At 70.4% G+C, this 26190-nt stretch carries 23 protein-coding genes and 1 riboswitch; of the genes, 10 read left to right on the top strand and 13 right to left on the bottom strand.

What is annotated here, in order from left to right:
• The first annotated feature begins 82 nt into the window (after positions 1 to 82).
• Positions 83 to 1042 carry a helix-turn-helix domain-containing protein gene (locus tag ABZZ74_RS17050; RefSeq protein WP_356765553.1) on the top strand — a complete coding sequence of 320 codons (960 nt, stop codon included), beginning with the start codon at positions 83 to 85 and terminating at the stop codon, positions 1040 to 1042.
• Here the strand turns inward: ABZZ74_RS17050 and ABZZ74_RS17045 are convergent.
• Positions 994 to 1356, bottom strand: a complete 363-nt coding sequence (locus ABZZ74_RS17045; RefSeq protein WP_356765551.1) for a hypothetical protein — start codon at positions 1354 to 1356, stop codon at positions 994 to 996. The two genes, ABZZ74_RS17050 and ABZZ74_RS17045, sit on opposite strands and share 49 nt — an antisense overlap.
• Positions 1357 to 1531: 175 nt before the next feature.
• On the opposite strand from ABZZ74_RS17045, the gene ABZZ74_RS17040 reads away from it, so the two are divergent.
• Positions 1532 to 2110 (top strand): histidine phosphatase family protein, encoded by a 579-nt coding sequence (locus ABZZ74_RS17040; protein ID WP_356765549.1) that lies wholly within the window; start codon positions 1532 to 1534, stop codon positions 2108 to 2110.
• A gap of 65 nt (positions 2111 to 2175) precedes the next feature.
• Here ABZZ74_RS17040 and ABZZ74_RS17035 read toward each other — a convergent pair whose 3' ends face one another.
• From ABZZ74_RS17035 to ABZZ74_RS17025, 3 genes are all read right to left on the bottom strand, one after another.
• Complete coding sequence (locus ABZZ74_RS17035; protein ID WP_356765547.1) at positions 2176 to 2934, bottom strand: CbtA family protein; 759 nt, start codon at positions 2932 to 2934, stop codon at positions 2176 to 2178.
• A gap of 22 nt (positions 2935 to 2956) precedes the next feature.
• Positions 2957 to 3178, bottom strand: coding sequence for a CbtB-domain containing protein (locus tag ABZZ74_RS17030; RefSeq protein WP_016432160.1), 222 nt, complete (start codon positions 3176 to 3178; stop codon positions 2957 to 2959).
• A gap of 36 nt (positions 3179 to 3214) precedes the next feature.
• A riboswitch (cobalamin riboswitch) is annotated at positions 3215 to 3359 on the bottom strand.
• A gap of 76 nt (positions 3360 to 3435) precedes the next feature.
• Positions 3436 to 5232 carry a phosphatidylglycerol lysyltransferase domain-containing protein gene (locus ABZZ74_RS17025; protein WP_356765545.1) on the bottom strand — a complete coding sequence of 599 codons (1797 nt, stop codon included), beginning with the start codon at positions 5230 to 5232 and terminating at the stop codon, positions 3436 to 3438.
• A 209-nt stretch (positions 5233 to 5441) separates the two neighbouring features.
• On the opposite strand from ABZZ74_RS17025, the gene ABZZ74_RS17020 reads away from it, so the two are divergent.
• The 3 genes from ABZZ74_RS17020 to ABZZ74_RS17010 all read left to right on the top strand — a co-directional run bounded on the left by ABZZ74_RS17020 (position 5442) and on the right by ABZZ74_RS17010 (position 7395).
• Positions 5442 to 5885, top strand: coding sequence for an ester cyclase (locus tag ABZZ74_RS17020; RefSeq protein ID WP_356765543.1), 444 nt, complete (start codon positions 5442 to 5444; stop codon positions 5883 to 5885).
• A 10-nt stretch (positions 5886 to 5895) separates the two neighbouring features.
• On the top strand, positions 5896 to 7002 hold the full coding sequence (locus ABZZ74_RS17015; RefSeq protein ID WP_356765541.1) for a LuxR C-terminal-related transcriptional regulator: 1107 nt from the start codon (positions 5896 to 5898) through the stop codon (positions 7000 to 7002).
• 120 nt (positions 7003 to 7122) lie between these two features.
• A complete protein-coding gene (locus ABZZ74_RS17010) occupies positions 7123 to 7395 on the top strand; it encodes a hypothetical protein (RefSeq protein WP_356765539.1) in 273 nt (90 codons plus the stop codon).
• Between the two features lie 105 nt (positions 7396 to 7500).
• Here the strand turns inward: ABZZ74_RS17010 and ABZZ74_RS17005 are convergent, their stop codons facing one another.
• Positions 7501 to 10557: a tetratricopeptide repeat protein gene (locus ABZZ74_RS17005; RefSeq protein ID WP_356765537.1), complete on the bottom strand. Its 3057-nt coding sequence runs from the start codon at positions 10555 to 10557 to the stop codon at positions 7501 to 7503.
• Between the two features lie 118 nt (positions 10558 to 10675).
• On the opposite strand from ABZZ74_RS17005, the gene ABZZ74_RS17000 reads away from it, so the two are divergent.
• Positions 10676 to 11122 carry a DUF2690 domain-containing protein gene (locus ABZZ74_RS17000; protein ID WP_356765535.1) on the top strand — a complete coding sequence of 149 codons (447 nt, stop codon included), beginning with the start codon at positions 10676 to 10678 and terminating at the stop codon, positions 11120 to 11122.
• A 410-nt stretch (positions 11123 to 11532) separates the two neighbouring features.
• Here ABZZ74_RS17000 and ABZZ74_RS16995 read toward each other — a convergent pair whose 3' ends face one another.
• Complete coding sequence (locus tag ABZZ74_RS16995) at positions 11533 to 12084, bottom strand: hypothetical protein (protein ID WP_356765533.1); 552 nt, start codon at positions 12082 to 12084, stop codon at positions 11533 to 11535.
• A 455-nt stretch (positions 12085 to 12539) separates the two neighbouring features.
• Between ABZZ74_RS16995 and ABZZ74_RS16990 the strand changes: the two genes are divergently transcribed.
• Positions 12540 to 12755 carry a hypothetical protein gene (locus ABZZ74_RS16990; protein ID WP_356765531.1) on the top strand — a complete coding sequence of 72 codons (216 nt, stop codon included), beginning with the start codon at positions 12540 to 12542 and terminating at the stop codon, positions 12753 to 12755.
• A 200-nt stretch (positions 12756 to 12955) separates the two neighbouring features.
• On the opposite strand, the gene ABZZ74_RS16985 is transcribed toward ABZZ74_RS16990, so the two are convergent.
• Together ABZZ74_RS16985 and ABZZ74_RS16980 are read right to left on the bottom strand one after the other, a co-directional pair.
• The gene (locus ABZZ74_RS16985) at positions 12956 to 13978 is read right to left on the bottom strand and encodes an aldehyde reductase (protein ID WP_356765529.1); all 1023 of its coding nucleotides are present in this window, start codon (positions 13976 to 13978) and stop codon (positions 12956 to 12958) included.
• A 160-nt stretch (positions 13979 to 14138) separates the two neighbouring features.
• Positions 14139 to 15188, bottom strand: coding sequence for an aldo/keto reductase (locus tag ABZZ74_RS16980; protein WP_356765527.1), 1050 nt, complete (start codon positions 15186 to 15188; stop codon positions 14139 to 14141).
• 76 nt (positions 15189 to 15264) lie between these two features.
• Between ABZZ74_RS16980 and ABZZ74_RS16975 the strand changes: the two genes are divergently transcribed.
• Positions 15265 to 15801 carry a TetR/AcrR family transcriptional regulator gene (locus tag ABZZ74_RS16975; protein ID WP_356765525.1) on the top strand — a complete coding sequence of 179 codons (537 nt, stop codon included), beginning with the start codon at positions 15265 to 15267 and terminating at the stop codon, positions 15799 to 15801.
• Between the two features lie 143 nt (positions 15802 to 15944).
• Entirely contained in the window at positions 15945 to 16628 is a 684-nt protein-coding gene (locus ABZZ74_RS16970) for a methyltransferase domain-containing protein (protein WP_356765523.1), read from the top strand.
• An 18-nt stretch (positions 16629 to 16646) separates the two neighbouring features.
• On the opposite strand, the gene ABZZ74_RS16965 is transcribed toward ABZZ74_RS16970, so the two are convergent.
• Positions 16647 to 16889 (bottom strand): DUF5302 domain-containing protein, encoded by a 243-nt coding sequence (locus ABZZ74_RS16965; protein ID WP_356765521.1) that lies wholly within the window; start codon positions 16887 to 16889, stop codon positions 16647 to 16649.
• An 87-nt stretch (positions 16890 to 16976) separates the two neighbouring features.
• The gene (locus tag ABZZ74_RS16960; RefSeq protein ID WP_356765519.1) at positions 16977 to 19409 is read right to left on the bottom strand and encodes a SpoIIE family protein phosphatase; all 2433 of its coding nucleotides are present in this window, start codon (positions 19407 to 19409) and stop codon (positions 16977 to 16979) included.
• A gap of 425 nt (positions 19410 to 19834) precedes the next feature.
• Here ABZZ74_RS16960 and ABZZ74_RS16955 point away from each other — a divergent pair, with 425 nt between their 5' ends.
• Entirely contained in the window at positions 19835 to 24007 is a 4173-nt protein-coding gene (locus ABZZ74_RS16955; RefSeq protein WP_356765517.1) for a beta-galactosidase, read from the top strand.
• 74 nt (positions 24008 to 24081) lie between these two features.
• Here ABZZ74_RS16955 and ABZZ74_RS16950 read toward each other — a convergent pair whose 3' ends face one another.
• The 3 genes from ABZZ74_RS16950 to ABZZ74_RS16940 all read right to left on the bottom strand — a co-directional run bounded on the left by ABZZ74_RS16950 (position 24082) and on the right by ABZZ74_RS16940 (position 25785).
• Positions 24082 to 24987: an NAD-dependent protein deacetylase gene (locus ABZZ74_RS16950; protein ID WP_356765515.1), complete on the bottom strand. Its 906-nt coding sequence runs from the start codon at positions 24985 to 24987 to the stop codon at positions 24082 to 24084.
• 85 nt (positions 24988 to 25072) lie between these two features.
• A complete protein-coding gene (locus ABZZ74_RS16945; RefSeq protein ID WP_356765513.1) occupies positions 25073 to 25294 on the bottom strand; it encodes a helix-turn-helix transcriptional regulator in 222 nt (73 codons plus the stop codon).
• Entirely contained in the window at positions 25294 to 25785 is a 492-nt protein-coding gene (locus ABZZ74_RS16940) for a DUF2975 domain-containing protein (RefSeq protein ID WP_356765511.1), read from the bottom strand. The genes ABZZ74_RS16945 and ABZZ74_RS16940 overlap by 1 nt, the downstream gene beginning before the upstream one ends.
• Positions 25786 to 26190 lie beyond the last annotated feature (405 nt).

Here is a 26190-nt window from a genome sequence, read left to right as displayed (position 1 = left end):
ACACGATCAACTGCGGTCATCCTGACGGGGCGGGCACGTCACCACCAGTGTCCGGAACGACACGCCGCATACAATTACGGACATGAGTTCTGTCTCCCTGGCTGTCACCGACGGAATGCTTCCCTTCGAACTGTCCTTGGCGTACGAGGTCTTCGGCAGCGCCCCGGCCGAGGTGACGGGTCCCTGGTACGACCTGGACGTCTGCGGACCGGACGCGGTGCGGTTCGGCCGGTTCCGGCTGGAGCCCGACCACGGGCTCGACCGGCTCCGCCACGCCGACACCGTGATCGTTCCCGGCTGGACAGACATCGACCGGGACCCGCCCTCCGACCTCGTGGACGCGGTGCGCTCCGCCCACGAGGGAGGCGCGCGCGTGGCCTCCCTCTGCACGGGCGCCTTCGTGCTGGCCGCGGCGGGCCTGCTGGACGGCAAGCGCGCGACCACGCACTGGGCGCACACCGACGCCCTGGCCGCCCGCTATCCGGAGGTGGAGGTCGACCCGGACGTGCTCTACGTGGACAACGGCAGCGTGCTCACGTCCGCGGGCAAGGCGGCCGCACTGGACCTGTGTCTCCACATCGTGCGCCTCGATCACGGCTCGTCCGTCGCCAACGCCGCCGCCCGTCGGCTGGTCGTGCAGCCGCATCGCGCCGGCGGCCAGGCCCAGTTCGTCACCACGCCGGTCCCCGCCCGGGACGACCACCCGCTCGTCGCCCTGTTCCCGTGGGTCATGGAGCGCCTCGACCAGCCGCTGACCGTGGAGGACCTCGCGCGCCAGGCGCGGATGAGTTCGCGCAACCTGAGCCGCCACTTCCGCGCGGCTACGGGCACCACCCCGCTGCAGTGGCTGCTCACTCAACGGATCCGCCGCGCCCAGGAACTGCTGGAAAAGACCGACGACAGTGTCGAGACCATCGCGGAGGCCACCGGCATGGGCACGGCCACGACACTGCGCCGCCACTTCAACCGTACGGTCGGTGTGCCTCCCGACACCTACCGCCGCACGTTCCGCACGGGGACCCGCTTCTCCCCCGCCCCGTGACCACGCAAGCAGCGGATGGCCCAGACCATCGCGGTGCGCGGATAGGAGCGGGCCATCTCCTCCTGGCTGGCCACCCACACCATCCGCTCCTCGCGCACGGCCTCGGCCACCGGTGCCGGAGAGGCGAGTGGGACCTTCGCCCAGGGCGCGGCGAACTCGACCGGCGCCCCGCACACCGCGTCCAGACACAGCAGCCGCCCGTCCGGCGCGAGCAGGTAGAGGGCGCCGATGGACGCGCCGGTACGGCGGACGGTTTCCGCGAACGCGGCATCCAGTGGGCCGGTGTCCGTACGCGGATCATCCGGACCGGTCAAAACCCTTCGCCGCCCATCTCCATCCTCACCGTCTGCCCAGAACAACCGACTTTTCACCTTTTGCAGGGCATATATGGCTGTCGCAGCAAGGGAGACAGAACGGCGCGCGTAGTCCTGGTCCGGTCCTGCATGATCGTATGGGTCCTATCCGGTAGAGACAGGAGCCGCGGACCACGTGACCAGTCGTGTGACCCTCATTTCGCCTGCTCTGGGCCCGTCGATGCGCCAGGCGCGCTTCGACGACGGTACGACCTCGCTCGACGACGACGGCGCGGCGCAGGTCCGCACGGCAGCCGGAACCATGCGCCCGGCCGTTCGCGTCGTCACCTCTCCCAGCGTGCGGTGCCGGGAGACCGCCACGGCACTCGGGCTGAGGGCGGATGCGTCGCCGGACGAGCTCACGGGACTGCGCGTGGGCCGCTGGCAGGGGCTCACCCTCGACGAGGTGAGCCGGTCCGAGCCGGAGGCGGTCGCGCTGTGGCTCGGCGACCCGGACTCCGCGCCTCACGGCGGAGAGTCGGTGCGGGACCTGTGCCTGCGGATCGGGCGGTGGCTGGACACGGCGTCACGCACGGATGGCCACACGATTGCCGTGGTGGAGCCGGACGTCGTACGGGCCGTGGTGGTGCACGTGTTGGGAGCGCCCGCGCGGGCCTTCTGGCGCGCGGACGTTCCTCCCCTGACGGCGACCGAGATCACCGGACGGTCCGAACGCTGGAACCTGCGGCTCGGGCACCCGCTTCAGTCGACCTGATCCCGCTGACGGAGGGCCCCCGGAGGGTGGTGCATTCCGCGGCCCTCGCGCCTGCGGCGGGTCGGTCAGTTGGGCGCGGCCACCGGCCGTCGGCCCGCGGCGGCGGCCGTCACGGGATTGGGGTTGAGCAGGCGTTCGGCCAACTCGCCGAAGAGCAGGCCGAATCCGGTCCACAGCGTGAGCTGGATGGCCAGCGCGGAGAGCCGGAAGCGCCACAGCACGGTGGCCGGGAAGTCCTTCGGCACCTCGTTGACGACGGGCAGGAACGCGTAGGCGAGCCCGATCACGAGGGCGAAGGCGGCCACCGCGATCACGGTCGCCCACCAGGTGCCCAGGCCGGGCGCGAGGCGCTTGCCCAGGATGGTCGCGGCGATCGCGATCAGGACGCTGAGCAGCATCATCAGGAAGTACAGGGCGGTCCGCTTGCCGATGGTGTCGGGGTTGCCGACGGCGGGCGGGTTGGCCGGGTACTTCAGGAACGGCACGACGTAGACCGCCAGCAGCGCGCTGCCGGACAGCAGCAGCGCGGTCGCCCGCGGACTGAGGCGGCCCAACCGGCCGAGCGCGAAGCAGTAGGCCAGAGCGGCGGCACCGCCGAACGCGACGCCGTAGACGAGGACGCCGGTGGCCAGGCCGGCGGTGGACTGCAGGGAGCGGGAGACGATCACCATCTCGTGCTCGTGGGAGTGGGCGTCCTCGAAACCGATCGCCTTGTCGACGTTCGGTTCACCGAGGAAGTAGGCGACGACCAGGGCGAGCACGCCGGCGGCGAGGCCGGCGAGCATGCCCCGTACGAGCAGGTTCCGTACGGTTGCGGAGTTCATGAGGGTGTCGGTGTCCCTTGCGTCAGTGGCAGGGGAAGCCGAGCAGATGACGGGCGTCGTGGACCCACTCGTGGACGTCCGAGCCGGAGACGACGGAGGTGGCGCCCTGCTCGGCGCCGACGAAGTACAGCAGGACCAGCATCAGGATGCCGAAGAAGACCGCCCACGGGACGATCGCGCCGATCGGCAGTTTGGCGGGGAGAGCGGGGGTGGTGGCGGTCGGCTGGGCGACATGCTGCGCCATGGCAGGGCCTCCTCTGGGAGTTCGCGTCCCATCTCGGTGGTGCACAGGACGACGGCTACGGGTCTGACTCGCCGCCGCCTCATGCGAGGCGGCGGCACACAGTGGCGCGACCGTTCCGGATTCCCACCGGCTTCCGTCTTGCCGTCGTCGATATCCCGCCGACCGTACCGTGTGTCGAGGACCTGGCCAATACCGCCCGACCAGGCGTGATTCTTCTCGCTCGCCACGACGGCGCCCACGGGGCGCCGGCAGTTCGTTCAGTTCTTCCAGGGCAGCGTGAGGAACCCCTCCGCGCGGGCGCTCGCCAGGCCGATGCGGGGGATGTCACTGCTGCGAGCGAAGAGCAGGTAGCGCGGTTCCCAGATGGGGCGGTACTTGGCGTTCGCGCGGTACAAGGACTCGATCTGCCACCAGCGGGAGAAGAACGTGAGGGTGGCGTGCCAGAGGCGAAGCACCGGGCCCGCGCCGAGACGGGAGCCGCGTTCGAAGACCGAGCGGAACATCGCGAAGTTCAGGGAGACCCGCCGGATGCCCAACTCGGCCCCTCTGAGGAGGAGTTCGACCACCATGAACTCCATCAGACCGTTCTCGCAGTCGCGATCACGGCGCATCAGGTCCAGGGAGAGGCCGTGCTCGCCCCAGGGGACGAAGCTCAGCAGGGCCCGGGGGACGTCGTCCGCGTCCCGGCACACCAGCATCACGCAGCGGCCGTCCGAGGGGTCGCCGAGGCGGCCGAGGGCCATGGAGAAGCCGCGTTCGGTGGCGCCGTCGCGCCAGCGGTCGGCAGCCTCGATGAGCGTCGCCATCTCCTCGGCCGGGATGTCCTGGTGGCGGCGGATCTCGACCGTGTAGCCGGCCCGGCGCACCCGGTTGTGCGCCTGCCGTACGACGCGCATGGCGCGGCCTTCGAGGGTGAAGTCTGCGATGTCGACGATCGCCTCGTCGCCGAGTTCGAGGGCGTCCAGACCGTGGCGGGCGTAGATGGTGCCCGCCTCCTCGCTCGCGCCCATCACCGCGGGTGTCCAGGCGTGTTGGCGCGCTTCGGTCAGCCATGCGTCGATCGCGCCGGGCCAGGCCTCCGGGTCGCCGATCGGGTCACCGGATGCCAGGCTGACGCCGCCGACGACGCGATAGGTGATGGCCGCCTTGCCGGTCGGGGAGAAGATCGCCGCCTTGTCGCGGCGCAGGGCGAAGTAGCCGAGGGAGTCGCGGGCGCCGTGCTTGTCCAGCAGGGCGTGGAGCCGTTCCTCGTCCTCGGGGCCGAGCAGCCGGCGGCCGCGCGGGGAACGGAAAAGGGCGTAGAGGACCAGGCAGAAGGCCGCCGCGAGCAGGATGTTGATGATGATGTCGGTCCAGCGGGGGGCGCGGACCGCGCTGACCGTGTCGGCGAGGGGGCCGACGCTGACGCCGCGCAGGAGGGCGTAGGCGACCTCGTCGGCGAGGGTGGCGCCGGGGAGCTTGTTCGTCGCGTGGACGAGGAGGGTGCCCAGGCCGCCGGTGACCGCCAGGCCGCCCACGCCGACGGCCAGTGCCAGCTTCGGGTTGGAGGGGTCCCCCACCGCGTTGAACTCACGGCGGCTGATCAGCAGTGCGGCGACGAACAGACCGGTCAGGGCGGCGGAGAGCCAGTTGAAGGCGTGGGCGCGGTACTCGTGCTGCGTGAGCGCGAGGACGTACAGGGCGAACAGGGGGGCGGACAGGACGAGATTGACCACCCACGCGGCCCGCTTGCGGCGGCGCATCACCAGCACGAAGAAGATCGCCAGGGCCGCCGAGACCAGGCCCGCGGTGGCCAGGTACGGCGTGAAGAACTGCCCGGAGTGATGGGCGTGCTGCCGGTGCAGATGGAGGGTGATACGGCCGTTGTTGTGCTCGTTGACCTCCTGCCGGAACGGCAGGGACATCACCGCCGCTATGTTCAGTACGGCGATCAGCCGCAGGTACCAGACGGTGGCGTCTGCGGCCCGGCGGCGCAGGCGGCTCGGCTCGGTGCCCGGTGTGCGTTTCGCGGCGGAGGGACGCGTGGGTATCGGGGCCGACAGTTGTGAGGTCATGGTGGCCGATCACCTTGAAGGCGGAGAAGGGTACGGGGACGAAGGCTGACCTTACACTTTGTAGTGTATTGCCGGAGGTCGGAAGGGGGACCGGCTCGGGTACGGAAACGGTGTGAAGCCGGGGCGGGCGGTCTTACCGATGAGCCCAGGGCGCAAAACCCCAGATTTCTGGGGTACCCCGACCTTTTCGGCGGTTGAAGACTGAAGTCATGAACACCTCGGAAACCACACTCAGCAAGAACAAGGACATCGTTCGCGCGTTCATCGACGCGCTGTTCACCAAGGGCGACCTCGGCGCGGTCGACGACTACCTCGCCGAGGACTTCGTCAACCACGACCCTCCCTTCGACGCGTCCGCCGACCGTGAGGGCATGCGCATCGCCGGCACGCTGTTCCGCGACGCGTGCCCGGACTGGCACAGCGAACCCCACCTGATGATCGCCGAAGCCGACCTGGTCGTCGAGCACTTCACCGCGACCGGCACACAACGCGGTTCGCTGTTCGGAGTGCCGGCCCCCGCCGAGGGCCGCACCGTGACCTTGCGCGGAATCAACATCTTCAGAGTCCAGGACGGACACCTCGTCGAGCGGTGGGGCAGGCTCGACGAACTGGGCCTCCTGCGGCAACTGGGGCTCACCCCGGCAGCGGCGTAGCGTGGAAGGCATGGCAGGGGCGACGGCCGCGGCGGCGCGGCAGGAGCGCCAGGTGTCGGGCATCGTGGCCCTGTGCCGGGCCGGCCTCGACGCGGACGCCTTCCGCGCCGGCGTCCTGTCCCGCCTTCGCAGGATCGTGCCGGTGGACGCGGCGTTCTTCGCCACCGTCGACCCGCAGACGCTGCTGTTCACCTCCGCGATGGCGGAGGACCCCCTCGGCTCCGCCACACCCCAGTTCCTCGACAACGAGTTCGGACGCCGGGACGTGAACAAGTTCGCCGCGCTGGCCGAGGCCGCTGATCCGGTCTCCTCCCTGGACCGGGCCACCGGCGGACACCGCGATGCCAGCCCGCGCTACCGCGACGTGATGGCCCCCCTCGGGCTGGGCGACGAACTGCGTGCCGCTCTGGTCGTCCGAAACCGTTGCTGGGGCGTGCTGTGCCTGCACCGCGAGAAGTCGCCCACCGGATTCAGCGCCGACGAGCTGCGTCTGCTCCACCGTCTCGTCCCGCATCTCGCCGAGGGGCTGCGCGGAGCCCTCACCGGCGGTGCCGTTGCTATGGCGCAGTCCTTTCCGTCCGCCGAAAGCACGGCGCCCGGAATTCTGGTCCTCGACAGCAGCCTCGCCCTGGTGTCGATGAGTCCCGAGGCCGAGCAATGGCTCGCCGACTTCCCCACCCGGCTCTGGCCCAGTTCGAGCGAGCTGCCGATACCCGTCCACTCGGTCGCCGCCCACTTGTCCACCGTCGAGCACGCAGACCCCCGGCAGTCCCCGCCGCCGTCGTCCGTACGCCTGCGCGGTCGCTCCGGACAATGGCTCTCGCTGCACGCGACCCGCCTGCCCGACCCCTCCGGCCCCCGGATCGCCATCGTGATCCAGGCCGTCCCTCCGGCCGAACTCGGCTCCATGCTGCTCAGCGCCCACGGCCTCACCACGGCTCAGCTACGCGTCGCCGCCCTCATCCTCAGAGGCCGTTCCACCCGAGAGATCGTCACCGAACTGCACATCTCCGCCAACACCGTCCAGGAACACCTCACCGCGACCTTCGACAAGTTCGGTGTCCGCAGCCGACGGGAGCTGGTGGCGGCGGTGCTCGGCGGCAGCGGGCAGCGCTGACTCCACGCGCCGGCCGGGCCCCGGCCCGGCGGCCGCCCGCGTAGTGGTCCAGCGCGCCCTCCAGCGGATCCACGCCCGGTCTCGTCGCGTCAAGGACCGGCCCGCAAAAAGGGGCACGGCATGCCCGACGGCACGGTTCTGGTGGCGACGGCGGAGCATCCGGAGGACAGCGACGCCACCGCCGGGCAGTTGGCGCGCATCGCCGACGGGATCCGCAGCCGCGGCCTACAGGTCCGGTGGGTGGTGGGCATCCGTGACGCCGATGCGGTGCTCAGAACGGAGGCCGGTCCGACCGCCGCGGTGGTCGCGTGGGAGTTTCCCCCAGGCGAGGACGGACCGGGTGGCGCGACGGTGCTGCGCCGGATCGGTCGCCGGCTTCAGAATCTCGACTGACCCTACGGGTCGATTCCGCGCAGCACGCATGACCGAAGCGCCAGTTGTCCCGGCCTGTCGAACAGCCACACCGGCCCAACACCATGTCGCCGCGCCGAGGCTGCGTCAGTGGCCGCCGAGGAGTTTGGCGACCTCCTCGGCCCGGGGGGAGTCCAGCGCCGTATAGAGCGTCAGGGCTTCGCGGAGGTGGGTGACTTCTCCGGCCACGTCCTCACCGGCTAGCAGCACGGCGGCCGTACCGACGTGGGCGCGGGCCTGTTCTTCCTGCTCCTCGATCTCGCGCGCCACCTCGAGAGCCTGCGCGTGGGCGTCGAGGGCCTCGGCGGGGCGTCCGAGGCCGTGCAGGGCCTCACCCAGGCCGTTGAGGGCGCCGCTCTCGCCGTAACGCTCGCCGATCCGGCGGAACAGCTCCAGGGCCTCGCGCTGATGCCCGGCCGCTTCCGCGTACCGGCCCAGGCCGCTGAGCGCGTTTCCGAGGTTGGACAGCGCGTGTCCTGTTCCCGAGGTGTTCCCCAGCCGTCGGAACAGGGCCAGGGCACGCTCCAGGTGCCCCGCCGCCGCCGTGTGGTCGCCCAGCCGCACGAGCAGGATGCCGAGGTTGCCGAGGGCACTCGCCTCTCCGAAGGGGTGGTCCATGGACCGGTACAACGCCAGGGCACGCTCGTAACGTTCGACGGCGGCGGTGAAGTCCTCCACCAACTCCAGCACGATGCCGAGGTTGTTCAGCACGTCGGCCTCACCCTGCGCATCGCCGACCGAGCGGAAGAGCACCACAGCCCGCTCGTGCTGCTCGGCGGCCTCGCGGTAGCGGCCGCGCAGTTCGAGGAGGACTCCGACATTCGTCAGATGGCGTGCCTCGCCCGCCGTATAGCCGCTACGGCGGCACAGCGCGAGCGCGGTGTCATGGAGGTGCTGGGCGCTGTCGTACTCGCCGATCCGCCGGTGGACGGCGCCGAGGCAGGCCAGGACGTCGGCCTCCTCCCGGGTGTCTCCCACCGACCGTGCGGCCCGTAGCGCATGGGTGTGCACGGTCAGCGCGTCCGCGTAGTGGCCGGTGCGTTCGTAATGGCGGTGCAGTGTGGTGGCGATGCGCACGGTGTGGCGGGACGGGCCGGGTTCCTCGGCGCGCGAGCACAGCGCGACCAGGGTGGGCTGCGCGGCGGCGAGCCAGGCTCGGGCCTCCTCCGGGGTCCGCAGCGGCGGCAGACCGGTGGCGGGTCGCTCGACCTCCGGACGCAAGTGGCGTTCCGCGGGATAGAGGACGTCCATGGCTGCCGCGGACGCCGCCAGGCAGTGGTCGAGCAGCCGGGTCAGGGCGGCGTCCCGTTCGGTTTCCGGGTCGTGCTGGGCGGCCAGTTCCGCCGCGTACACCCGCAGCAGGTCGTGCATTCCGTACCGACCGCCGATGATGCGGTTGACCAGGTGGGCGCGGACGAGTCCGTCGAGGGCCCGTCGTACGGCGTCCACGGACTCACCGGCCAGCGCGGCCAGATCGTGGGGGTCGGCGTCGGGCCCGGGGTGCAGACCCAGCAGTCTGAACAGCCGGGCCGGCAGGTCGGCGAGTCGGGCGTAGGACCAGGAGAACACGGCCCGTACGGCGGCCCGGGGATCGTCGCCCGTGTCCAGCAGGTCCAGCCGCCGCTGGTGGTCGTGGAGTTCGGCCACCAGGTGGGCGAGCGGCTCGGCAGGCCGGGACAGCACCAGCTCCGCCGCCACCCGCAGGGCCAGGGGCAGGCGTGCGCACTGCTGCGCGAGATCCTCGGCACTGGCGCGCTCCGCGTCGACGCGCTCGCCGGTCAACGCGCGCAGCAGGGCGAGGGAGTCGCTCAGGTCCAGCGCGTCGAGCACCACGCGGTGCGCGCCGTGCACGGCGACGAGCGCGCTCAGCGAGTCCCGACTCGTGATCAGCACCCGGCAGTTCGGGCTGCCCGGCAGTAGCGGTCTCACCTGCGCGGGTGACGCGGCGTTGTCGAGGATCACCAGAAGCCGTCGGCCGTCGAGAGCCGTCCGATAGCGCGCTGCGCGGTCCTCCAGACGCAGCGGGATCTCCTGCAACGGCACACCGAGGGCGGTGAGGAAGCCGACCAGGGCCTGGGCCGCGGAAAGCGGGGTCTGCGGGTCGTAACCCCTGAGGTCGACGTACAACTGTCCGTCGGGAAATGCCCCTCTGGACTGGTGTGCCCAGTGCAAGGCGAGCGCGGTCTTGCCGACTCCCGCGGTGCCGGAGACGGCGGAGACGACCGCCGCCGTGGCCCCTTCGCCGCCGTCGGCCGGTATCAGGGCCCGGGTCAGGTCGGCGAGCTGTTCGTCCCGCCCGATGAAGGGCCGGACGTTCATGGGGAGTTGCGCGGGAATGGGAGAGGCGGTCTGCTGAGGGGCGGGCCGGTGCTGCAGTGGCAGCGCGGCGCCGGTGGACAACTCCTCGTACAGCGCGCGGAGTTCGGGCCCGGGCTGCAGGTCGAGCTCGTCGGCCAGGTGTTCACGGATCCTGGTGTAGACGCGCAGGGCGTCGGCGGCCGAGCCGACGTCCGCCAGCGATCTCATCAGGAGCGCGGCCAGTTGCTCGTTCAGGGGATGGTCGGCCAGCAGGGGCCGCAGCAGTTCGGGCACCCTCTCCGGGCTGCGCCGACGCAGACAGGCCCGTGCCCAGGCCAGTGTCGCTTCGATACGCTCCTGGTCCCAGCCGGTACGTATCCGTTCGGCCCAGGCGCCGGACAGACCCTCCAGTGGAACGCCCCTCCACAGCCGCAGCGCCTCTTCCAGCAGTCCGGTGCGCTCGGCGTCCGGGCAGGCCGGCCCACGCCCGCGCGCGACGAGAGAGCGGAACCGCGTCAGGTCGACCGCGTCGTCGTCCGCCTCCAGGACGTACCCGCCGGACGCCTTGCCCAGGCGGATCGACGGCTGCCCCACCGCCCCGGCGTCCTCACCGGCCGCGGCTTCCTCCAGGAGCCTGCGTAAGCGGCTGATGTGCGAGTAGACGACCGAACGCGCACCGTCGGGCGGATCGCCGTCCCACAGGCGGTCGACCAGCGTCTCCATGGACACCGGGCGCCCGCAGTCCGCCGCGAGCGCGGCGAGGACCGCTCGCCGCCGGGGCTGCCCCAGGTCCAGCGCCCCCCGCTCGAGGCGCAGTTCCAATGGGCCGAGCACAAGGAGCTTCAACAATCCTCCGTCACAAGGTTTTCGCAAGACGCCATCCAGATCCTCACATTAACGGTCGTCGCACAGACGGCCGGACCAACTGCCATACGTGACAGAGATCGTGACGAGGAGTCAGTCAATGAAGGTTCGCAACTGGGCCGCTTCGGTGACCGTCCTGGTCCTCGCCGCGTCGGGTACCGCGCTCGCCACGCCCGCGAACGCCGCGGGATGCTACGGATCCTCCTGCGAAGGCAAGGACCCGGCCGCGTACTGCCAGAGCGACGCCATCACGCCGTCCAACGGCGCTCACTGGCTCGGTCCCGCCTATCTGGAACTGCGCTACAGCCCGAGCTGCCGCGCGGCCTGGGCACGCATCTCCCGCGCGCCCTACGTTCCGCAGGACCAGTCCAAGCCGTGGGCGATCGTCCATCGCACCAGCGACGGCAAGGAGTACCCCTGCACCGTGCCCAATGGCTCGACGAGCTGCTACACCAAGATGGTCAACGACATCGACGTGAAGTCGCTCGCGAAGGGCGGGTACGACGGCGGCGCGCAGGTCTGGACAGGATCGACCGGGGCCTACTGACCATGCGAGCGCGGTGAGGCGCCGGCCTGCTGAGCGTGCAGGCCCCGTCTCGCCGAGGACGCGGTGCATGGGCCGAGCGGACGGGGGTCGCGCCGCCCGTGCACCGCCCTGTCCGTATCAGGGGAACCGTGCGGTCATACGCGGCGGCGGCAGAGGGGAGCGCGAGCAGTTCGGCAGCATGACGACGTCACGGGGAGCCGCCGCCACGATTCTCCTCCTCTGCCGGGGCCCCCTCACTTCGCGCGTGTAGGGCCGGACCCGTGGCTCGTACCCGGAATCGACGACGTGGCCCAACGAGCTGGGCGCCGTCGAGGCTATGCGGTGGGATCGGAAGAGCGGTCTTCTCCCGGGTCGGAGTCCGGCGTCGGAGTGCCGTCCATGATCCTCCTTCGTGCCGGACGGGAGCGTCACTAGGAGACGTGGTAGTGGACGTCGCGCTGAGGGATTCCGTTGCGTTTCGCCTGCTCCTGGAGTGCCTTGACCAGGGCGGGTTGCGCGCCGAGGACCGCGAACCCCACGGGAGTTGACCCGCGCCGTACGAGCTCGACCCGGTGGATGGCCGTCACCAGCACGGCCCCGTTCGTCAGTTTCAGCATCGACACCTCGGACCAGGCCACCGCGTCCCGTACCTGACCGAACGGATTGGTGACGACCACGCCGCCGGGGTACAGATAGCACCTGTTCAGCTCGAGGTTGGCGGACATCCGGCGCCACAGCAGACCGCTGCCGTACGTGACGAGCAGCAGGGCTGTCAGGACGAGGCCCTTGAGGAGCGCCGACGGTGGTTGCATGAAGACAAGTGCGACGAGACAGAGACAGAGCACGACCAGGACGAAGCCCCGGCCGACTCGCCCCAGGGCTCCCATGACCCCAGTGATGGCGAAGGTCCGGTATGACTGGCCGAGCCCGAGTTCGTTCGCACGCTCCCGTGCGGCGGCACGCCGCTTCTGGGCTGCTTGCATGTTTCCTCCCCGTTCGCGTCGGCAGGTCCGCAGCCGACGACGGCACCACGATCGCCGAGTGCAGCCCCGGGGAGCATCGTGGAAAGTACTGAATTCCTCCCACGTAGAAGGGGCGTTCGGGTCGACAGCCGTCACCGGCGAGCGGGACGGCGACGGGCGCCCTCACCGCGGGTACGTACCCCTCTACGCGTTTGCACTGATGCCGAAGCCGGGCAGCCTACGACAGGCTTGTCGTTCTGCACGAGACACCCGAACCGTTCGGGCCGGTCCGCTTCGTGCGGACGGCGCGAGGGGGGAGGCCTGGTGGCGGCACACGTCACACCTGTTCACCATGTCGGTCACGTCAGGGAGTTCGCGGAGCGCCTGCTGACGTCGGCGGTCCGGGACGCGGCGCCTCGTTTCCGGCCAATCCCACGGCTCGGGTCGCCGCCCACGCGCTCGCGGCACTGGTGCTCGTGACGGCCGTGTGCGGGGCGTACATCGCCTTCTATTGGGCCGACGATCCGCAGGTCGACTCCCGCTCCCGCGTCGACGCGCTGGTGGCGGGCGGGTCGATGATGGCGATACCGGACGTGTTGACGGCACTGGTGTTGTCGCGCGTGCTACGCGACCGGTTCGGTGCGCCCACTGGCTGCTGGTCGCCCTCGCGTGGCCGACTGCGATGGTCATGACACCGCTGCTGCTCCTTCGGACCGCCTTGATGAACGACAACGACTACTGCACGGCTTGGGTGACCCAACATCCCCTGTCGGGCAGCGCGCGGCCCCTCAGTGTGCTGCTCGCGTTGACCACGGGCTCGGCGCCCACGTGGATCCTGTCGCTGGGGACTGTCGCCCCGCTGTGCGTCCTTGGAAGCCGGCCGACGTCCGGGTCAGCGGCCGATGCCGTGCGCAAGGAGACTCTCGGCGGTCTCGGCGATGGTGTCCTCGATCGGACGGGCCCGCCACCCCAGGAGTCGCTCGGCCTTGGCGCCGGTGGCGTCGAGATCGTGGCCGAGCTGGTGCCTGAGCAGTCGCAGTTCCGGGTTCACGACGCCCAGCGCGCGGGCGAGCCAGACGGGCAGTTCGCGGGTCGGGGCCTTCGTGGCGCGCTCACCCAGGCGGTCACGCAGTATGCGAGCTATCTCGATGACGCGGAGGCTGTGTCCGGCGACGGCAAGGAAGCGTTCCCCGGCGGCTGCCGGATCGGTCATCGCGCGCACGTGCAGGTCGGCGACGTCGCGCACGTCCACGTAGCCCATCGCGAAGGGCGGGCACGCCGGAACCCGTCCCTCGAGCATTCTGCGCACCAGTCGCAGGGACGGCGGGTCGTCGGGGCCGAGCAGGGGACCGAGGACGCCCACGGGATGCACCGCTGCCATCTCCAGACCCTCACCTTCCTCCTCGACGAACCGCCAGGCGGCACGCTCGGCCAGGGTCTTGGAGCGCTGGTAGGGCGGGATGTCGCTGTCGAGGTCGGTCCAGTCCTCCTCGGTGAACGGGGTCGAGCGCGGGGGGTGCCCGATCCCGATGGCGCCGAAGGCGCTCGTGAGGACGACCCGGCGGACTTTGGCGTCACGGGCGGCGCGCAGCACGCGTACGACGCCCTCCCGTGCCGGGACGACCAGGTCGTCGTCGTTCGCCGGGGTGTGCCGCAGGGTCGGGGAGGCGACGTGCAGGACGTAGTCGCAGTCGGCGACGGCGTCGTCCCAGCCCTCGGAGTGTTCGAGGTCGGCGCGTACGACCGTGAGGCGGGCGTCGTCGAACGGCCCGGCCGCGTGGAGCCAGGAGCGCAGTGCCCGTTCACGCCGCAGGTCGCGGACCGTGGTGCGAACCGTGTGTCCGGCATCGAGCAGGGTCAGGGCACACCAGCTGCCGATGAATCCTGTTCCTCCGGTGACCAGTACCGATGTCATCTGTGTCTCCTCGGCTCGCGACGTTGTAGAGGGGTGAGTACGGCGGGCCCTGCCAGGTGGCGGCGGTGATGAACTCGGCGGGCCAGGACACGAGCCGGCCGAGGAGAGTGGGTGGGGAGGGCTGCGGCATCGGCGGCAGCGCCGGAGCGGATGATGGGCCTCATGCCAGGGCCATTCCGGGGACACGCCGGCGGATGGCCTCCATCTCCGCTTCGTCCGAGACGCCCTGCCAGTCGTACCGCGGCGTGTACGGGGCCTCCAGGGCGCGCACCTCGTCGTCGGTGAGCTCGACTTCCAGGGAGGCCACGGCCTCGTCGATCTGCCGGATCGAGCCGGCGCCGACGAGCGGTGCGGTGACGACCGGTCGGCTTCGCAGCCAGGCGAGCGCGATCTGTGCACGGCTGACGCCGTGAGCCTGTGCCACCTGACCCACCGCGTCGACGATGGCCTGGTTGGATGCCTCCTGCTCGGGAGAGTAGAGGAGGTCCGCGTACGCTCCGTCCGTCTCGGAGCGTGCCGTGGCGCGGGCGTCGTCCCACGCGCGGGCCAGGCGTCCGCGCGCCAAGGGCGACCAGATGACCGTGCCGACACCCTCGTCCAGGCACAGCGGGATCATCTCGCGCTCCTCCTCGCGGGCGAGCAGGTTGTAGTGGTTCTGCATCGACACGAAGCGCGCCCAGCCGTTCTGCTTCTGCAGGTGCAGGGCCTTGGCGAACTCCCAGGCGTGCATGGACGAGGCGCCGAGGTAGCGGACCTTGCCGGCCTTCACGAGGTCGTTGAGTGCTTCGAGCGTCTCCTCCCAGGGAGTGGAGTGGTCGTTGCGGTGGATCTGGTAGAGGTCGATGTAGTCGGTTCCCAGGCGGCGCAGGGAGTGGTCGACCTCCGTCATGATCGCTTTGCGCGACAGCCCTCGTCCGTTAGGGCCGAGGCGCATCGGGTGGCGCAGCTTGGTGGCGATGACCACGGCGTCGCGGTCGGCGTAGTCCTTCAGCGCACGGCCGAGAATTTCCTCGCTGGAACCGTTGGAGTACATGTTCGCGGTGTCGAAGAAGTTGATCCCCGCCTCGACCGCGTGCCGGATGAGCGGCCGGGCCTCCTGCTCGCTCTTCGACCAGACGGGGTGCCCGCGGTCGGGCTCGCCGTAGGTCATCGCGCCGATCGCGATCGGTGACACGTCCATGCCTGTGGTGCCGAGCTTGATGTAGTCCATGACGCCCCTCTAAAGTAAGTGGAGAGCTCTCCGAATAACGTAGTGGAGAGTTCTCCACTTAGCAAGGTGAGGTCCCGTGGTTCGTTCAGACGCTCGCGAGAACCGGGCACGCATCCTCGCGGCCGCCCGCGAGGCGTTCAGCGAGGACGGCAACGCCTCGATGAACCAGGTGGCCCAGCGCGCCGGAGTCGGCGCGGGCACGCTGTACCGCAACTTCCCGACCCGCGAGGCCCTGGTCCTGGCCGTCTACCAGGACGAGGTCGCACGCATCACCGGCACCGTGCCGAATCTGCTGGCCGAGATGCCGCCGCTGGAAGCGCTGCGCCACTGGACGACCGACCTGGTCGAAGCCATGCGCAAGAAGCACGGCTTGGGTGACGCCCTCAGCGCCGGGGCGCACCAGGCGATCGCCGAGGAGAGCTACGGCCCCGTCATCGCCGCCCTCACCCAACTCCTGGACGCCGGCAAGAAGGACGACACCATCCGCCAGGACGCCGACCCCGGCGATTTCCTCCAACTTACGGGGGCACTGTGGCGCGCAGCGTCCACACCTGAAGACCGCGCCCCCCACATGCTCGGGCTCATCCTCGACGGCCTGAGCACGCACCGGTAGACGCCCCCACACGACAGCGCCCGCCCGCCCCGTAGAACCGAGCCACCAGGACGTGAGCGCGCGGACGCGGCGCGACAACTGCCGTTTTGCCGGTCCGGCAACAGAAGTGGCAGGCCAGGACCCGGTTGGGCGACGGTGGGTCCGTGACCGACAACAACATCGCAGAAGGATCACCCGCGTCCGACACCACCCGGCCTGCCGACGGATATCTCGGGGACCCGGCGGTGCGGGCGGAATGGGACAACCGGTACTCAGACCGGCAGCAGTTGTGGAGCGGCCGGCCCAATGGTGCGCTCGTGGCCGAGGTCGCGGGGCTCGCCCCCGGCCGGGTACTCGATGTCGGCTGCGGCGAGGGCGCGGACGCCGTCTGGCTCGCGCGCCGCGGCTGGGACGTGACCGCGCTCGAGGTCTCCGGCGTGGCACTGCGGCGGGCGGCCGGGCACGCACGGGACGCCGGCCTCACCGTTCACTGGGTACACGCCGCGCTGACCGACGCGATACTCCCGCCGGCCTCCTTCGACCTGGTATCGGCGCAGTACCCGGCGCTGCTGCGCACCCCTGACGCCGCGGCGGAGCGAGCACTGCTCGCCGCCGTCGCGCCGGGCGGCATTCTGCTGGTCGTGCACCACGCGGGGATGGAGACCCAGCAGGACCACGAAAGCGGCTTCGACCCGGCTGACTACGTCTGGCCCTCGATGGTCCTCGACCTCCTCGACGACGACTGGCAGGTCGAGGTGCACGAGCAGCGGCCCCGTGTGGTGCCCGACGGCGGCGCCGGCGCGCACCACACCGACGATCTGGTGCTGCGCGTACGCCGACTGCGCTGAGCCGGGTACGTCAGCCGCTCAGCCGCCGCTCTTGCGCCGGAACGACCGCTGGTGCGCAGCCGGACCGTGCGCGCCGCGGATCTTCGACGCGTCGCCGTTCGCGGCAGCGTCGGCGGAGTCCGCCTGCGCACCACGCTTGCGTGCCAGGGCCTCGCGGAACTTGCGCTTGATGTCGTCCTGGCCGTCGCCTGCGGGAACAGGAGCGGATGTCTCGGCGTCAGCCGGCTCCGAACCTTGCTGGGCTGCGGACTCTGCGGTCATCGTGTCCTCCTGGGGCTCGGGCAGTTGCGAGCACAGCTTGCCATGCCGGGAGGTGTGCGCGTCGTCAGCGCCATGGCTCCGGGACGCTCAGTCGGGCAGCGGTTGTTCGGCCCAGATGGTCTTGCCGGTGGACGTGTGGCGGCTGCCCCAGCGCTGGGCCACCTGCGCCACGAGCAGCAGTCCGCGTCCGCCCTCGTCGAAGACCCGGGCCCGCCGCAGGTGAGGCGCGGTGCTGCTGGAGTCGGAGACTTCACAGATCAGTACGTCGGCTCGGATCAGCCGTAGCTCGATGGGCTCGCTGCCGTAGCGGATGGCGTTGGTGACCAGTTCGCTGACGATCAGCTCGGTGGAGAAGTCGAGTTCGGCCAGGCCCCAGGCGGTCAGCTGTTCGCTCGCCGTCCGGCGGGCGCCGGCCACGGCGGCGGGGTCGGCGGGCAGCCTCCAGGTGCGCACCCGGTCCGCCCCGAGTCCGGAGGTGCGGGCCAGCAGCAGGACGATGTCGTCGGCCGGCGGGTCGGGCCGTACCTTGCGCATCACCTCGTCGCAGACTTCCTCCAGGTCGGCGGCCGGGCGGCGCAGTGCCTCGGTCAGCAACTCCAGTCCTACGTCGATGTCGCGACCGGGGGTCTCGATCAGGCCGTCGGTGTAGAAGGCGAGGACGCTTCCCTCGCTCATGTCGATCCGGGCGTCCTCGAAGGGCAGTCCGCCCAGGCCGAGCGGTGGCCCGGCGGGCAGGTCCAGGAGCTGTACGGTGCCGTCGGCTGTGACCAGGACGGGTGGCGGGTGTCCGGCCCGGGCCAGATCGCAGACGCCGGCGACGGGGTCGTAGACGGCGTAGAGGCAGGTGGCACCGACCTCTCCCGAGGCCCCGTCGGTGTCGCGTCGCGCGTCGGGGCCTTCCTCCCGGTCGAGGCGGATGACCAGGTCGTCCAGCCGGGTGAGCAGCTCGTCGGGCGTGAAGTCGGCGTCCGCGAGGGTCCGTACCGCGGTGCGCAGGCGACCCATCGTGGCGGAGGCGTGCACGCCGTGGCCCACGACGTCCCCGACCACCAGCGCGACCCGCCCGCCGGACAGCGCGATGACATCGAACCAGTCGCCGCCGATCTCCTCCCCCGAACCGGCGGGAAAGTACCGGTAGGCGAGGTCCATGGCCTCGGCGCGGGGCAGCCGCGCGGGCAGGAGGCTGCGCTGGAGGGTGAGCGCGGTGCGGCGTTCGCGGGTGTAGCGGCGGGCGTTGTCGATGCTCACCGCGGCCCGGGCGGCGATCTCCTCGGCGAGCAGCAGATCGTCCTCGCCGAACGTGTCCGCCGTCCGGTGCCTGAGGAGGTGCATCACGCCCAGGGTGATGCCCCGTGCGCGCAGCGGCACCATCATCACCGAGTGCATTTTGAACCGGCGCATGCTCTCGGCACGGGCCGGGGAGGCCGTCGTCCACTCGCGCAGCTTCGGGTCACTCGCACGGTAGTAGGCGCCCTGGCCGGTGATGAGGGCCTGTGCCGGTGGTGTTCCGGGAGGGTAGACGTCGACGTCGCCCGCCCGGACCGCGGCTTCCGGGCAGCCGGAGAGCACCGACCGCTGTGCGGTCCGGCGGCACTGCACCGGTGTGCCAGGCGGTATCGGCTGCGGCTCGTGGCCCTGGGCGACCGACTCCAACAGGTCGACGGTGACGAAGTCGGCGAACCCCTCCACCGCCACTTCGGTCAGCTCTTCGGCTGTCCGGGTCACGTCCAGGGTGCTGCCGATGCGGGTGCCGGCCTCGTTGAGCACCGCCAGACGGCGTCGGGCCCAGTACTGCTCGGTGATGTCGATCACCACTGCCGACACCCCGAGCACCTCGCCCGCCCGGTCCTTGAGCGGGGAGAGATAGACCGACCAGGCGTGATCGCGGACCTCGCCGGAGGCCCGGAACGGCTGCTCCTCGCGGAAGATCAGCTTGCCGGTGGCCACGACCTGGCGCTGGAGGCGGTCGATCTCGTCCAGGGGCGGGGCGGGGTAGATCTCCCACAGGGTCAGGCCCCTCATCTCCTCCTGTGTGAGTCCCATGGCCCGGCTCATCACCTGGTTGCACGCCACGAACCGGGCCTCGCGGTCGTAGACGGCCACGGGCAGGGGGAGCTGGGCGAGCGTGAGGTCCCACAGTTCGGCCGTCTCCTCGTCGGCCGGCGCGGCGGGGTACGCCATCGCCGCCGGGGCGACGACCCAAGGGGTCCCGGCGTCGGAGTGCGCCAGCGGCAAGCCCCGCAGCTGCACCTTGACGCGGTCTCCGTCGCGTTTGTGCAGCGCCAGATCGCTCGTCCACGGTTGCCCTGCGGCCAGGCGGCGGCGCATCGCGAAAGGCAGCTTCGCGGCGAGCAGGGAGGCGGCGGGACGGCCGACGACCTCCTCGGCCTCGTACCCGAGCAGCCTGCTCGCACCGGCGCTCCAGGCCATGACGGCCCCGCGGGCGTCGATGACGACGGCGAAGTCCTCGGGCGTCCCCGAGTCCCTCGCCGCTGCGCTCGTGTCGGGTTCCTGGTCCATGGGCGGTGTCCGGCATCGTTCCTCTCGCGCCGCAGCACGAATCGCGCCGCGGCTCGGCGCTACGTCACCGATGACGGGCACTGCCTCCAGCATCCCGCCAAGGCACCCCGTGCTCAACCCGCCTGACGAAGGCGGCGGACCGGTCGGGGAAGAACATCACCCCGATCCTGTGCGTGACGACGGCGCTGAGGGCGTGCGGGTCTTCGCGGGCAACCTCCCCTGCGGGACCAGGACCCTGCCCACCAGACCTCATCCCGGTGTCGTGACGTGCAGTCAAGTGGCCTGCCCTGGTGCCGGTTTCGCGCCGGCCTCTGCCGTCTCGACCGTGTGCTTCCGACCCATTGTGTTGCTCCTTGCGCGGCTCTACTGTTCGACTTTGCCTGAGTCTGTTTGATGCTGATTGCTCAGGCGGTATGGAGGCCGCAGTGCGGAGTAATCGAATCGGTTCAAGAGCTGCGAGACCCGGCCGCGGCCGGTGGTGGAAGGCGGTCCTCTCGACCGCGGCGACCATCGCCCTGGCCGCGGGCATGACCGCGCCCGCCGTGGCACAGGACAGTGGCGGTAAGACGTCCGCCGCCTCTGCCGGCAGCCCGCAGGCGCACACCGTGAGTCTTGACGGATACTCGTTCCTCGTCGACGGCAAGCGCACCTACCTGTGGTCCGGCGAGTTCCACTACTTCCGGCTCCCGAGCCCGGACCTGTGGCGGGACATCTTCCAGAAGATGAAGGCCGCCGGCTTCAACTCCACCTCGCTGTACTTCGACTGGGGCTACCACTCCCCCAAGCCGGGTGTGTACGACTTCAGCGGAGTGCGTGATGTCGACAAGCTGCTCGACATGGCCCAGGAGGCCGGACTCTATGTCATCGCGCGCCCGGCGCCGTACATCAACGCGGAGGTCGACAGCGGTGGTCTGCCCGGCTGGCTGACCACCAAGGCCGGGAACAACCGCAGCGACGACCCGCGGTTCCTGAAGTACGCCGACGAATGGCTGACGCAGATCGACCGGATCATCGCCCGCCACCAGTTGACCAACGGCACCGGCACGGTCATCGCCTACCAGGTCGAGAACGAGTACTACAACGGCTCCGCCGCCGGCCGCTCCTACATGCAGCACCTGGAGGACAAGGCCCGCGCCGACGGCATCACCGTCCCGCTGACCGGCAACAACAACGGCACCTTCAACTCCGGTGCCGGCGCCCTGGACGTCGACGGGCCGGACTCCTACCCGCAGGGCTTCGACTGCTCCAACCCCACGAAGTGGAACGGCGTCCCCGACATCAGCTACGACCACCCGGCCGGCAAGCCGCTGTACTCCCCGGAGTTCCAGGGCGGCGCCTTCGACCCCTGGGGCGGGCCGGGCTACGACAAGTGCGCCCAGCTGATCAACGACCAGTTCGCCAACGTGTTCTACAAGCAGAACATAGCCGTCGGCGCCACCGCGCAGAGCTTCTACATGACCTACGGCGGTACCAACTGGGGCTGGCTGGGCATGCCGGAGAACTACACGTCGTACGACTACGGAGCGGCGATCCGTGAGACCCGCCAGCTCGACCCCAAGTACGACGAGGACAAGCTGATCGGGTACTTCACCCAGTCGGTCGCGCCGCTGACCAAGACCGAGGCGATCAGGACCACGCCGCCGGACGACTCCGCGGTCGTCGACACCGCCCGGATGAACCCCGACACCAAGACGCAGTTCCATGTGCTGCGGCACGGGAACTCCACGTCCACGGCGGTCGACAAGACCCACATCTCGCTGGACTTCAACGCCCAGCCGGCCGCGGACACCACCTACACCTGGGACGACCCCGACTCCGCGCTGCAGTACACCGGTTCGTGGTCGCACGTCGCCAACCAGAGCTACACCGGGGGCGACTACAAGCACACCGAGTCGTTCTCCAACAAGGCCGGCGACTCCCTCACCGTCCCCTTCGACGGCACCGCGATCCGCTGGATCGGGTCGAAGACCGACAACCACGGCTACGCCGACGTCTACCTGGACGGCACCAAGGTGGCGACGGTCGACGACTCGGGCGGCGAGAACCAGGCGGTGATCTTCCAGAAGACCGGTCTGCCGGCCGGATCCCACACCCTGAAGATCGTCGTCGCAGGCAGCCACAGCTCGGCCTCCACCGACAACTACGTGGCCATCGACGCCATCGACGTACCGACGGGCACCGCCGCCGACGAGCCGACCTACCCGGTCGTGCCCCAGCAGCCGGGCACCGCGATCACGCTCGACGGCCGCGACTCCCACGTGATCGTCGCCGACTACCAGCTCGGCCACGCGCAGTTGCAGTACTCCACCTCCGAGATCATGACCAGTGCGGCCATCGGCGACCGCGATGTCGCCGTGCTCTACGGCGACCCGGGCAGCGACGGAGAGACCGTGCTGCGCTACTCCTCAAAGCCCACCGTCACCACCAGCGGCGGCACGGCCACCACCACCTGGGACGAGGCCACCGGTGACCTGCGGCTGAACTACACCCACCAGGGCCTGATCCGCATCAGCGTCAGCGGCGGCGGAAAGCCCCCGCTGCTCCTGCTCGTCGGCGACAAGGCCACGGCCAAGACGTTCTGGCGCCAGGACACGGCGAACGGACCGGTACTCGTCCGCGGCACCCATCTGCTGCGCACCGCGACCAGCCTCGGCGGCGGCCGCACCGTGGCGCTCACCGGCGACAACGCCGACGACAAGAACATCGAGGTGTTCACCTCCGCCACCCACGTCACCTGGAACGGCAGGGAACTGAAGACCCGGGCCGGCGACACCGGAAGCCTCACCGGGAAGATCCCGGTTGCCGCCGCGGTTCACCTGCCGGACCTGACGAACTGGAAGCACGCCGAGGAGTCCCCCGAAGCGGCTCCCGCCTTCGACGACTCCACCTGGCCGGTGGCCGACAAGACCACCACCAACAGCGTCTCCGGCGTCAACTCGCTGCCCGTCCTCTACGCCGACGACTACGGCTTCCACACCGGCAACACCTGGTACCGCGGCCGCTTCCACGCCACCGGCAAGGAGACCGGCATCCACCTGGTGTCGGACTCCGGCGGCGGCGCGCAGGCCTTCTCCGCCTGGCTGAACGGCACCTTCCTGGGCAGCTCCACCACCGGCAGCGCCGACTTCACCTTCCCGGACGGTTCGGTGAAGTCCAAGGGTGACAACGTCCTCTCCGTGCTCACCGTGAACATGGGACACGAGGAGGACTACAACTCCACCAACGGCAACAAGACCGCGCGCGGCCTGACCAGCGCCTCCCTCGTCGGCGCGCCCCTGACCTCCGTCACCTGGCGGCTGCAGGGCGTACGCGGCGGCGAGGACCTGCAGGACACGGTGCGCGGACCGCTCTCGACGGGCGGCCTGTACGGCGAGCGGGCCGGCTGGTCCCTGCCGGGCTACCCGGACAAGAACTGGGACCGGGTCTCCCTGCCGACCAACGACACCCATCCCGGGGTCTCCTGGTACCGGACCGACGTCGGCCTCGACCTGCCGCACGGCCAGGACACCTCGCTCGGGCTGACGTTCACCGACGACCCGTCACGCAAGTACCGTGCGACGATCTTCGTCAACGGCTGGCAGGTCGGCAACTACGTCAACTACCTCGGCCCGCAGCACACCTTCCCCGTACCCAACGGAATCCTGAATCCCAACGGCCGCAACAGCATCGCCATCGCCGTGTGGAACCTGGACGGCAGCACCGGCGGGCTGGGCAAGGTGTCACTGACCAACTACGGCAGCTACGCCTCGTCCCTGCGCGTCGCACAGAACGACAGCCCGCGCTACGACGCCCGTACGTACGCGATGCCGAAGCGTCCGGGAGCGGACGTCACCCTGAACGTGCCCGACACCGCTCAGCCTGGCCAGGCCTTCACAGCCGAGGCGACGGTGCGGGTACCGAAGGACCGGTCGTCCGCGTCCGAGCTGACGGGCTCGCTCGCCGCACCCGACGGCTGGAGCCTCAGCGCCACGAGCCCCACGTCCGTCAAGCGGGTGCCACCGGGCGGCTCGGCCACCTTCACCTGGAAGGTCCAGCCGCCGACCGGGACGCTGCCGTCCGCCTCGGCGATCACGGCGACGGTGCACTACCGGCAGAACGGACGCCAGGCCGTCGGCGATGACGAGCGGATCGTCGGCGGAATCCCGCCCGCTCCGCCGTCCGGCAAGAGCGCGGTGAGCGACCTGACGTTCCTGTCGTCCACCAACGGCTGGGGTCCGGTGGAGCGCGACAGCAGCGTCGGCGAGCAGGCGGCCGGCGACGGCCGACCGATCACCATCGCCGGAGTCGGCTACACCAAGGGTCTGGGCACCAACTCGGTCAGCGACGTCCAGCTCTATCTCGCCGGCACCTGCTCCCGGTTCACGGCGGATGTCGGGGTCGACGACGAGACCGGCGGCGCGGGAACGGTGACGTTCTCCGTGATCGCCGACGGCAAGACGCTGGTGACCACGCCGACGATCCGCGGCAAACAGGCCGCGGTGCCCATCGACGTCGACGTCAGCGGCGCCCAGGTGATCGACCTCAAGGTCGGTGACGCCGGCGACGGAAACGGCAACGACCACGGCGACTGGGCGATGCCGACCCTGACCTGCGACTAGCGCGCAGCCGCTTCCCGGGCGCGAGCCCGGGAAGCGGCCCGGCCGGTGCACGACGGCACGACCGGTGCAGCACGTCAGATCGAAGGCGCCGCCAGGCTGTCGTCGGAATGACCCAGTCGGCCGGTCACCGTAGCGAGCGCCCGCCCCAGCGGGAGCTCGATCCGGGTGAGGGCATACCGGTCACCCCGCGTCACGTCCCGATTGATGATCAACACCGGTTTCCCCGCCTCCGCGGCCTGACGCACGAACCGGAACCCCGACATCACCGTCAACGAGGAACCCAGGACGAGCAGCGTGTCCGCGGCGCCCACCAGCTCCCGGCACCGCTCGACCCGCTCACGTGCCACGGCCTCGCCGAAGAACACCACGTCCGGCTTGAGGATGCCGCCGCAGCCGACGCAGGGCACCACGCGGAAGTCCCCGACCTGGTCGTCGCTGAGGTCGGCGTCACCGTCCGGGTTGATGCCCGCCGCCACCGGAGCGAAGTGCGGATTGGCCTCCGCCAGCCGGGCGGCCAGTTCACGCCGGGGGCTGAGGGCGCCACAGTCCAGGCACACCACCCGCTCCAGGCTCCCGTGGAGTTCCACCACGCCCTCGCTTCCGGCGGCCTGGTGCAGCCCGTCCACGTTCTGGGTGATCACTCCCGAAAGCAGCCCCTGCCGCCCGAACTCGGCGACCGCACGGTGCCCCGTGTTGGGACGGGCCCGTCCGAAGGCGCGCCAGCCGAGGTGACTGCGCGCCCAGTACCGGCGCCGCGCCTGGGCGCTCCCGGTGAAGTCCTGGTACAGCATCGGCGTGTGCCGGCTCAGGCTCCCGCCCTCACCGCGGTAGTCGGGAATGCCGGACTCCGTGGACATGCCCGCACCACTGAGCACCAGCACGCCGCCGGCTCGCAGGGCGTCGACGACCGGCCGCAGATCCGTCGTACTCGGCGGCAGGTCATCGGAGGGAGTCCAACTCAGGGTGGGGCGCATGCGCATAGCGCCAGGGTACGGAAGCCGGGCCAACGATCCGCGGCCGAGCACACCCGCCGCCCCGCGCCGAGTCGTCGGAAGGAGTGCCGGTTCATCCGCCGGCCAGGTCCTCGGCCTCCCAGCGCAGCAGGTCGCCCGGCTGGCACTCGAGCACTTCGCAGAGCGCGGCCAGCGTCGTGAAGCGCACGGCTCTGGCGCGGCCGTTCTTCAGGACCGCCAGATTGGCGGGTGAGATGCCCACGCGGTCCGCGAGCTCGCCCACGGACATCTTCCGCTTGGCCAGCATCACGTCGATGTCGACGGCGATCGGCATCAGATCACCTCGTCCAACTCGGCCTGCATCTGCGTCGCTTCGACGTCGCGCGCGACGGCCTGGGCGAGCAGCATCCGCAGCACGAGCACGATGAGCGCGACGCCGAGGACGGCCACGCCGATGCCGCCCATGATGAGGGTGACGCCCGGGTCGTCACGCTGCCCGGGCGCGTTGATGGCTGTGACCGTGAACCACAGGAGGGCAGCGGCCACGATCGCGCCGATCACGCCGTCCACGTACCGGAAGGCGGCGTGGGAGAACACGGTGCCGCGTCGCACCATCGCCACCAACCGCCCGACGCAGACGACGGCGACCTGGACCGACACCATGCCCACGATCGTGACGATGCGAAACGCGGTCAGCGGGAGCGAGCCGTCCTCGGGGTCGTTCCCGCTGATCAACGTCCACACCATCAGTACCTGAATGAACACGGTGCCGATGAACACCACCATGAGCACGGCGCGCAGCGCCGCCACCGTCAGCTTTCCCACGACCCATCCTTCCATCGAATGACGATGGGAATCTATCGAATATCGATAGATTGAACAAGGGTGGGGCCGGAGCGTGTCCGTTCTGGTCAGCGGGTTGGATTCCGCTTGCCGCCGCGCTCCGTCCGCAGGGTGGCGGTGCCGGCACATGCGGCAGACGCCAGCGCGAGGCCCAGGACCGCCGGGTTGAGATATCCGGGGACGGTGGTGGCGGCATACGCGCAGCGCCCGCTCCCACTGGCCCGGCGTCCGGCAGGGCCGAAGCGGAGAGGAGTCGGTGCCACCGTCCTAACGCGCCAAAGCCGTAACCGGCGAGTCCGAAGCCGAGAACCAGTCGGCCGGGATGAGGAATAACAGCGCGAGCACCGTACGCCGACATCACCAGGACGAGACCTACCCGGCTGTGAG

This window comes from Streptomyces sp. NPDC006476 (assembly GCF_040612015.1).
Lineage (GTDB): Bacteria > Actinomycetota > Actinomycetes > Streptomycetales > Streptomycetaceae > Streptomyces > Streptomyces griseorubiginosus_B.
The sequence above is the reverse complement of the archived record's forward strand: the minus strand, read 5'-3'. Positions and strand labels throughout refer to the sequence as shown.

Bases quoted from the DNA above. Each gene is read 5' to 3' on its own strand.
- ABZZ74_RS16995 (WP_356765533.1), bottom strand. From the start codon at position 12,084: ATGCAAGCAGCCCAGAAGCGGCGTGCCGCCGCACGGGAGCGTGCGAAC.
- ABZZ74_RS16965 (WP_356765521.1), bottom strand. From the start codon at position 16,889: ATGACCGCAGAGTCCGCAGCCCAGCAAGGTTCGGAGCCGGCTGACGCC.
- ABZZ74_RS17015 (WP_356765541.1), top strand. From the start codon at position 5,896: ATGGCAGGGGCGACGGCCGCGGCGGCGCGGCAGGAGCGCCAGGTGTCG.
- ABZZ74_RS17025 (WP_356765545.1), bottom strand. From the start codon at position 5,232: ATGACCTCACAACTGTCGGCCCCGATACCCACGCGTCCCTCCGCCGCG.
- ABZZ74_RS17020 (WP_356765543.1), top strand. From the start codon at position 5,442: ATGAACACCTCGGAAACCACACTCAGCAAGAACAAGGACATCGTTCGC.
- ABZZ74_RS17035 (WP_356765547.1), bottom strand. From the start codon at position 2,934: ATGAACTCCGCAACCGTACGGAACCTGCTCGTACGGGGCATGCTCGCC.
- ABZZ74_RS16985 (WP_356765529.1), bottom strand. From the start codon at position 13,978: ATGACATCGGTACTGGTCACCGGAGGAACAGGATTCATCGGCAGCTGG.
- ABZZ74_RS17050 (WP_356765553.1), top strand. From the start codon at position 83: ATGAGTTCTGTCTCCCTGGCTGTCACCGACGGAATGCTTCCCTTCGAA.
- ABZZ74_RS17030 (WP_016432160.1), bottom strand. From the start codon at position 3,178: ATGGCGCAGCATGTCGCCCAGCCGACCGCCACCACCCCCGCTCTCCCC.
- ABZZ74_RS17010 (WP_356765539.1), top strand. From the start codon at position 7,123: ATGCCCGACGGCACGGTTCTGGTGGCGACGGCGGAGCATCCGGAGGAC.
- ABZZ74_RS16960 (WP_356765519.1), bottom strand. From the start codon at position 19,409: ATGGACCAGGAACCCGACACGAGCGCAGCGGCGAGGGACTCGGGGACG.
- ABZZ74_RS16950 (WP_356765515.1), bottom strand. From the start codon at position 24,987: ATGCGCATGCGCCCCACCCTGAGTTGGACTCCCTCCGATGACCTGCCG.
- ABZZ74_RS17000 (WP_356765535.1), top strand. From the start codon at position 10,676: ATGAAGGTTCGCAACTGGGCCGCTTCGGTGACCGTCCTGGTCCTCGCC.
- ABZZ74_RS16945 (WP_356765513.1), bottom strand. From the start codon at position 25,294: ATGCCGATCGCCGTCGACATCGACGTGATGCTGGCCAAGCGGAAGATG.
- ABZZ74_RS16980 (WP_356765527.1), bottom strand. From the start codon at position 15,188: ATGGACTACATCAAGCTCGGCACCACAGGCATGGACGTGTCACCGATC.